Origin of the sequence: Hungatella sp. SL.1.14 (assembly GCF_024460495.1) — a bacterium.
Taxonomy (GTDB): domain Bacteria; phylum Bacillota; class Clostridia; order Lachnospirales; family Lachnospiraceae; genus Hungatella; species Hungatella hathewayi.
Window position 1 is genome coordinate 185,413 of the sequence record NZ_JANFYJ010000010.1, and the last position, 7,498, is coordinate 192,910.

A 7,498-nucleotide genomic window follows, 5' to 3' on the forward strand; every position below is an offset into this window, starting at 1 on the left:
ACATTTTTTTGTGCATTTTAGTATTTAATTTCCTTTACTTCTATATTTTTAGGCTCTTATTCATTGGCACGTTCAAATATTTTTCCGTTATTTTCCTTCTATCGCCAGATTCCATACAAAACTGCCTTTGAAACAGAGACTCCTAAAAATCTAAAAAGGCAAAAAAAGACTGCGAAATAAATTTCAGATATCAGCCTACCTGTCTAAAATTTATTTCGCAGCATCTTTTTTATTTTGTCAAATTCGTTATTTTATCAAACCGTTACCGGTTAAATGCCTGTTCACATTCAGCCTGCGCCTTTTCCAGCGCATCATCCATCCCTTCAATTCCCGAGGCGATGGACCGGATTGCCTTCCCCAGGATATCTTCAAACAGGAATTCATTGAAATCCGGGTTCCGGTCATGCTTATAGAGTCTCCAGCCGGGCTCAAAGGATTTTTCCATATTTTCCAGCCACGGATAGCGCTCCAGGATATCCATATTTCTGCTGATCTGGCGGTTGCAGACGTATCCCCCGAGATAGGTAATGGTTTCCGCTATATCTTTCCGGTACAGCCATTGCAAAAAGCTCATGCACGCGTCGTACTTTTTGCTGAATCTGGAGATTCCCACAGAGCCCCCGCCTGACAATGGCTGTCCGCCGGGAACCGTGTCGTAGGCGATTCGTCCCACCACCTTCGATTCCGGATTGTGAATCATCTCAGAAGCATAGTTGGAGAACACAATATGCATCGCCGTACTGCCTTCTGAAAACTGGCGCGTCGGCTCTCCCCACCACTGGTAGACAGCACTGCCCGCGTACCGGCACGTGTCCAGATAGTTGCGGACTGCCTGTTTCATCTCGGGGATCAGTATGTTTACATTTCCCCGTGCATCGAAGATATCCTTCTTCAGTTCCCGAAACCGCGGCAGAAAATCGCACGCCGCCAGAAACGTCCTTCCGTACGAAGTAACCGCTCCATATCTCGTTCTGGAATCCGGGTTTTCCTTTCTGGTAAAAAATCTGGCCACCTCATTGTATTCTTCAAACGTCTTTGGTATCTCCAGACGCCGTTTGTATTTCTCGAAGAATTCCCTCTTGATCAGCTCATCCTCAAACAAATCCTTCCGATAAAACAGCATCTGCACACAGGCATCCAGCGGAAATGCATACTGAATGCCATGAACCATGGAGTAATTTTCTGAGAGCGAGGGAAGAATCTGCTGCTGCAGCCATTGAACCGAAGAGCTGGAGCCATCGAAGGGTCTGTAGATTTTATCGCCCAGCTCCGTCATCCACGCCATGTCAATACGGACCAGGTCATAGGGGCTGTTCTGCACGCAGGTCTGAGCCATCTTATAGTGTTCATCGTAGGAGACCTCTATCATATTCACTTCAATTCCGGTCTCCCTGGTGAAGGAAGGAAGAAGCATGCCAATCGCCTTGCTGGTCAGATTCTGGATCGTCAGAAAGCAGATGCTCTCTTTCTTACCGGCAGACGGAAGTGATTTCTCATAAAATCCGTCGTTTTCCATGATGATCTGCTGCTTCTTAGCAGGGGCCGCCTCTGCATCTTCTCCGCCCGCATGAATAATCTGCCCCGCTATGTTTCTGCCCATCAGCTTATAGTTCAGCTCATATCTGCACACATCCGGATCGATGCCGATGCTCTTGCTGGTCAGCGCATAGATTACCGGCATCTTTTTATCCGGATTATACTGGTGGGCCGCCTTTAAATAGTCGGCATCCTCCTGACTCATGGCGATCACTGCATCGAATTCCTCCTTGGAGTCCAGAATATCGAACGCCTTATTAAACCACATGCTGTCATCACCGGGAAACAGTTTGCAGGAGCAGTTATCATCTTCCAGCACATCCACCACACCGTTCATGAAGCTCTTGTTGTTGGAATAGATGCTGTTCTCACAGAGCAGAGCCACATTCTGATGGCCGTCCCCGATGCATTTTAGCGCGATATCCCGTCCTGCCTGTTCAAACCCGAAGGATATATAGACGGAGTTCTCCGGCATCCCCTTCACCTTTCTTTCAGCAAAGAAAAATCTGGTATCCGGGGTAAATACCCCCCTGTTCTTGAGAAGGGAACTGACCACCACCACCGCCATGGGATTTAAGGAAAGCGCCTTCTTTACCGCTTTTTCCTCATCACGCTCCAGATTATTGGTGGATATGAGCTCTATGCTGATATCGTGCTCCCGCAGGACCTGTTCCAGCCCGGTATATAAGTCGTTGTAGCATTTTAAGCTGATCTTGGGCACAATGACACAGACTCTCCGCGCCGTACCGGCCCTCAACTGCTGGGCCTGGACATTCATTTTATATCCCATCTCTTTGGCAATTCGCTCCACCAGCTGGATTTTTTCGGCGCTGACGTTCCCTCTTTTATTCAGTACATTGGAAACCGTACCGTGGGATACCCCTGCTTTGGCGGCAATATCTTTGATTGTTGGCATAGGCTGCACCTCGCTTTTGGTTCGTTCAAATTCTACTGTTTTTATTATAGCACGAGGTCAGGCTGTTTTCTATCTGTTTTTTGCAGTGACTTTAGAAGGAAGCTGCACACGGTTCCATGGGCTCTGCCTCCAGCACGAGCCTTACCTGCTCCACCCTTCTGTCTCTCATCTTTATGACGGTTATGCTCATGTGATCATAATAGAACACCTCCCCTTCTTCCGGTATCCGCTCCGCCAGTTCCATCACCCAGCCGCTGACTGTAAACGATTCAAACGTTTCCTCACAGCCCAGCTCACCCATTAGCTTTTCCACGCCGGCATTCCCTGAAACAAGATATTCCTGATCAGAAATCTTCTCGATCTCCTGAACCACGACATCGTGTTCATCCCAGATTTCTCCCACCAGTTCCTCCAGAATATCCTCCAGAGTTACAATTCCCATGGTTCCTCCAAATTCATCGATCACCACCGCAATATGCATTTTATTCTTCTGAAGTTCCTTCAAAAGGACATTGATTTTCTTGCTTTTTGCCACATACAGCGCAGGCCGTACAATCGCTTCCACACCGCATGTACCGCGATACATCCGGTTATAAAAGTCCTTCTGGTAAATAATACCGGTAATATCGTCGATCGTTTCCTTATATACAGGAAGACGGGAGTACCCGGTCTCATCAAACACCGCCGCAATTTCCTCCTTATCCGCATCAATGGAGATTCCCGTCACGTCAACGCGCGGGGTTGCGATATCCATGGCTTCCAGCTCCGTAAATTCGATGGCGCTTTTGATCAGGCGTCCTTCCTGTTCATCAATTCCGCCATCCTGTTTTGCCTCCTCCACGATGGCAAGCAGTTCCTCCTCCGTTATGCCGGGATCTCCCGAAGTCCGGATCAGGAGTGACAGCAGCTTTTTCCACTGCTTGAATAAGTAGTTGGCCGGCGTCAGCACCACCATAAACGCATTTAAAAACGGTGCAGAAAACATGGCAAACTGCTCCGGAGACTCCTTGGCGATACTCTTCGGAGAAACCTCGCCGAAGATCAGAACCACGATTGTCGTCACCACGGTTGAAATGCTCGCTCCCGCCTCATCGCCCAGCAGCTTTACGAATATGACCGTCGCCAGCGACGCGCTTGCAATGTTGACAATGTTGTTGCCGATCAGGATCGTTGACAGCAGCCCGTCATAATTTTCAGACAGCGTTAACACCAGCTGCGCCCTCTTATTTCCCTTCTCCGCCATATTCTTAATCCGGATCCGGTTCAGCGAGGAAAACGCCGTTTCCGTCGCCGAGAAATACGCGGACATGATAATGCATCCAATAATAATCATCAGTGAGATACTCTGTTCTTCCATAAAATTTTCTTTCCTCTCTTCTTTCTTTGCACACACAAAAAGCATAGCCCGCCTTTCCGGAGGAAACGCAGGTTATGCTTCTATGTCAATAATTTCATTCTCTTATTCGATTTTATTAAGCGGTATGTAACCGTCGTATAAAAATTTGCCCTGTGCGTGTCAGGTTCCGCGTCACTGTCGGCGTCGTCCATGAAATGTGTAAATTCCTTTCTGCATCAAGCGGTATTTATGAGTGAATTATAGAAAACTCCCGCTTCATTGTCAAGAAACGTCCGCATTTCTTAACGCTTTCTTATCGCGTTTTCTTACCGATTGTACTCCGGTCACAGCTTCCTGCGGTCAGATTCCTCCCGCTGCCTGCGGAAATAACTGGTCAAATGCCTCGATTGCCGCCTCAGCATCGCTGCCGTCAGCCACCACATAAAAATGCTCTCCCTTTTTCAATTCTCCCGCCTTCAGAATACTCTTTCCATTAAAATGCTTCTCTTCATTTTCCACCGTAATGCTGCTTGCAAAACGGCTGGATAATAAAATCAGCTCCATCATCTGTTTTCTGGCCTTTTCCTCTTCCGGCGCCAGATTGTACTCTCTGCTCTTCATATATCCGTACCCGGTCCTTTCTTCCTCATCCATCTGTCTGATCTCTTTCTATAGATAAATTCCCTTTTCTCTCATATGCTTTCACGTCAGATCATTTTCCCCAGACCTGCATCGTTTCATACGGTCTATCCTTTTCCATTTTACTCTCAAACACTTATTTTTGTAAGCAAATTCCATCTTCCTTTATAAACTTTGTCTATTTTACCCTATATACAGATTTTCTGCCATCTATATTTTTTTCCAAAAGCAGAACCGCTGCCATAAGATCGTGAAATTCTATATTTTTCATTGATTTTTTACCCACAATATAGTATACTGGAAAGATCAAGAACGTATGTTCTGTTTTGTGCAGACAGGAAGGAGGCCGCATTGGAAAACGTAATCAGTCAGTCAAACGACCGGATTGAACCACCACATCTTCAGACTTCTCTCGGGGCAGAAATCAACAGCGGGACGCCGGACCTCCCCCTGGAATCCGGCAGGGAGACATCTTTTTCTACGGATTTATCCGTTGAATTCCGGATTATTTCCCAGCCTTCCGATCTCACCCCCTACTTCCATACAGTAAAAGAAGCGCCGCTTCTTGCCATAGATACGGAGACCACCGGGCTTGACCCGCACAGCGACAGGCTCCGTCTGATTCAGATCAGCGCTCCCGGTATTCCGGTGCTTGTCATCGACTGCGCTGCATTTCTTCCAGATGGATTTGCCTGCCTCAAAGAGCTTCTGAACACTCCCTCGGAAAAGATATTCCACAACGCCAGGTTTGACTTACAGTTTCTAATGGGGATTGGAATCGATTGTTTTCCAGTCTTCGACACGATGCTGGCCGCTCAGCTGCTCCGGCCGTGCGGAGGCCCTTTAAAGGCCGGGCTGGCGGTGGTGGCAGACCACTATCTCGGCATTAAGCTGGATAAGACAGAGCAGACCGGTTCCTGGGACAGCGCCTCCCTGACTGGATCGCAGCTGGCCTATGCCGCGCTGGATGCATGGATTCTTCTGAAGCTGTATGATGTAATGAATCCGCTTCTGGCCCGTCACGGTCTCGGCCGGACGGCTTCCATTGAATTTGCCTGTGTCTCCGCTATTGCCCGTACGGAATACGATGGAATCAATCTCGATCTGGAAAAATGGGATGAGCTTCGCCGGAAGACTGAGAAACAGTACGACGCCGCTCTGGAGACTCTCTATACCTACAGCGGCACCCCCTCCTGCCAGCTGACCCTGTGGGGTGGTGAAGAGGCCCTGGATGTAAACTTTGAGAGCAATCCCTATGTGCTCAAACTGCTGAACCGGTATGGAATTCCGGTCACCTCCACCTCGCGGAGAAGCCTGACCCCCTACCACAGCCAGCCTCTGGTACAGGCCCTTACCGAATACAGAAGACATTCCAAATCCCTCTCCTCCTTCCTCCACCCCATACCGGCCCAGATTCATCCCGTTACTCACCGGCTCCATCCAAAATACATGCAGATCGGCGCCTGGAGCGGGAGAATGAGCTGTTATAATCCCAATATCCAGCAGATTCCGCGGGAAGCTGATTTTCGCAGCTGTTTTACGGCCCCTGACGGAAAAAAGCTGATTCTGGCTGACTACTCTCAGATCGAGCTGCGGGTGGCGGCACAGATCTCCGGCGACTCCAGAATGAAGAGTGCCTGTCAGAAGGGGGAGGATCTCCATGCGCTCACCGCCTCCCTGATTTCCAGCATACCGGTCAGTCAGGTGACCAAAGCACAGCGCCAGGCCGCCAAGGCCGTGAATTTCGGTTTGATATTCGGCATGGGGGCAGAGGGTCTTAAGCAGTACGCAGGCCAGTCGTACGGCGTAGAGATGACATTAGAGGAAGCGGAGCAGTTTCGCAGCGCCTTCTTTCAGAGTTACCGCGGGATCAACTGGTGGCACCACGACTTGAGGGAGAGCCATCCCCTGGAAGGCCGGACGCTCACCGGGCGTAAATTTCTGTTTCCCCCAAACACCGGGCTGGCTGACTTAGCCAATACCCCGGTCCAGGGTACAGCCGCAGATATTCTGAAACACGCCCTTGGACTCCTTGCCTCCAGAATCCGGGGGAGCGACAAAAAAATCGTCGCCATCGTCCACGACGAGATCCTGATGGAAGTCCCCGTGGAAGAGGCAGACGATACGGTCGTTCTGTTAAAGACTGCGATGGAAGAAGCTGCACAGGCGATTCTTCCCGATGTCCCCTGTGAAGCAGATGCAAAGGCAGCCGATTCCTGGGCAGGCAAATAGGCCGCACTGCTGACCGGCATTTCCCAGTTTCACCGGTCAGCAGTTACCGTATCACACTTCACCTGCCAGTTTCATAAGCCGCCGTGCCCTGATACACACCTGTTTTCTGTCGTTTTCCAGGTTCAGTTTAGCAAAGGAGGCCATCTCTGTTCGATAAGCGGTATCCGGGAATTGTTCCAGAAAGCACTCCAGTATATGCCCCTTCGCCACATTTAAGCATTCCGGGGAAGGCACTCCGTGATGAAAAAAAGTATGGCTGTCTATCTTCAGGAGTAAAGGGATGATCGTCTCCTCCTCTTCCGGACAGGCTCTCAGGATCTTCCCCGTACTTGAGACCGCATTGCCAAACTCCGCAACCTGCCGGGATCGGAACGACAGAAGATACCTGGTTCTCATTTTCATCCAGATATCTTTCCCGCCTGCTTCTAAAAGTCCCGGAAGCGTAAGAAGCATCCCCCACCTGATAAAATTATTATCGCTGTCCAAAAGCCCGATCAGGCGATCCACATATGGAAGAAGCATGGCGGGGCGCTCTTCACTGATCTTCCGAACCGCCTTCTCAGCCTGATACTTAACCGCCGTTTTCTCCTTCTCCATCACCTCGATAAACAGCGGAATCACAGAGGCATCTCTGTACCCCAGTTCCGCATACACCTTCGGATCCTCTTTTTTTCTCAGTTCCGTCATAAGCTGTTCCCAATCCATAAACCGTCCCTCCTCGTATAATAAGTTTATAGCCAAGCAAAACAGGCTATAGACTTATTCTTTTTGTGGTATAGATGTAAGGATATTCTGTGATGTCATATCAGGAGGGGTCTCCTCCAGGAGCGCTGGTTCAT

Annotated in this window: 5 protein-coding genes; 1 reads left to right on the forward strand and 4 read right to left on the reverse strand. The window is 49.4% G+C overall.

What is annotated here, in order from left to right:
• Positions 1–262 precede the first annotated feature (262 nt).
• From NE473_RS13165 to NE473_RS13175, 3 genes are all read right to left on the reverse strand, one after another.
• Positions 263–2,452 carry an extracellular solute-binding protein gene (locus NE473_RS13165; protein WP_055649029.1) on the reverse strand — a complete coding sequence of 730 codons (2,190 nt, stop codon included), beginning with the start codon at positions 2,450–2,452 and terminating at the stop codon, positions 263–265.
• 91 nt (positions 2,453–2,543) lie between these two features.
• Positions 2,544–3,809 carry an HlyC/CorC family transporter gene (locus tag NE473_RS13170; RefSeq protein ID WP_055649219.1) on the reverse strand — a complete coding sequence of 422 codons (1,266 nt, stop codon included), beginning with the start codon at positions 3,807–3,809 and terminating at the stop codon, positions 2,544–2,546.
• 339 nt (positions 3,810–4,148) lie between these two features.
• Entirely contained in the window at positions 4,149–4,442 is a 294-nt protein-coding gene (locus tag NE473_RS13175; protein ID WP_006773269.1) for an HPr family phosphocarrier protein, read from the reverse strand.
• A 336-nt stretch (positions 4,443–4,778) separates the two neighbouring features.
• On the opposite strand from NE473_RS13175, the gene NE473_RS13180 reads away from it, so the two are divergent.
• Positions 4,779–6,659 (forward strand): bifunctional 3'-5' exonuclease/DNA polymerase, encoded by a 1,881-nt coding sequence (locus NE473_RS13180; protein WP_341465575.1) that lies wholly within the window; start codon positions 4,779–4,781, stop codon positions 6,657–6,659.
• A 51-nt stretch (positions 6,660–6,710) separates the two neighbouring features.
• Here the strand turns inward: NE473_RS13180 and NE473_RS13185 are convergent, their stop codons facing one another.
• Entirely contained in the window at positions 6,711–7,364 is a 654-nt protein-coding gene (locus NE473_RS13185; protein ID WP_055649028.1) for a hypothetical protein, read from the reverse strand.
• Positions 7,365–7,498: the final 134 nt, after the last annotated feature.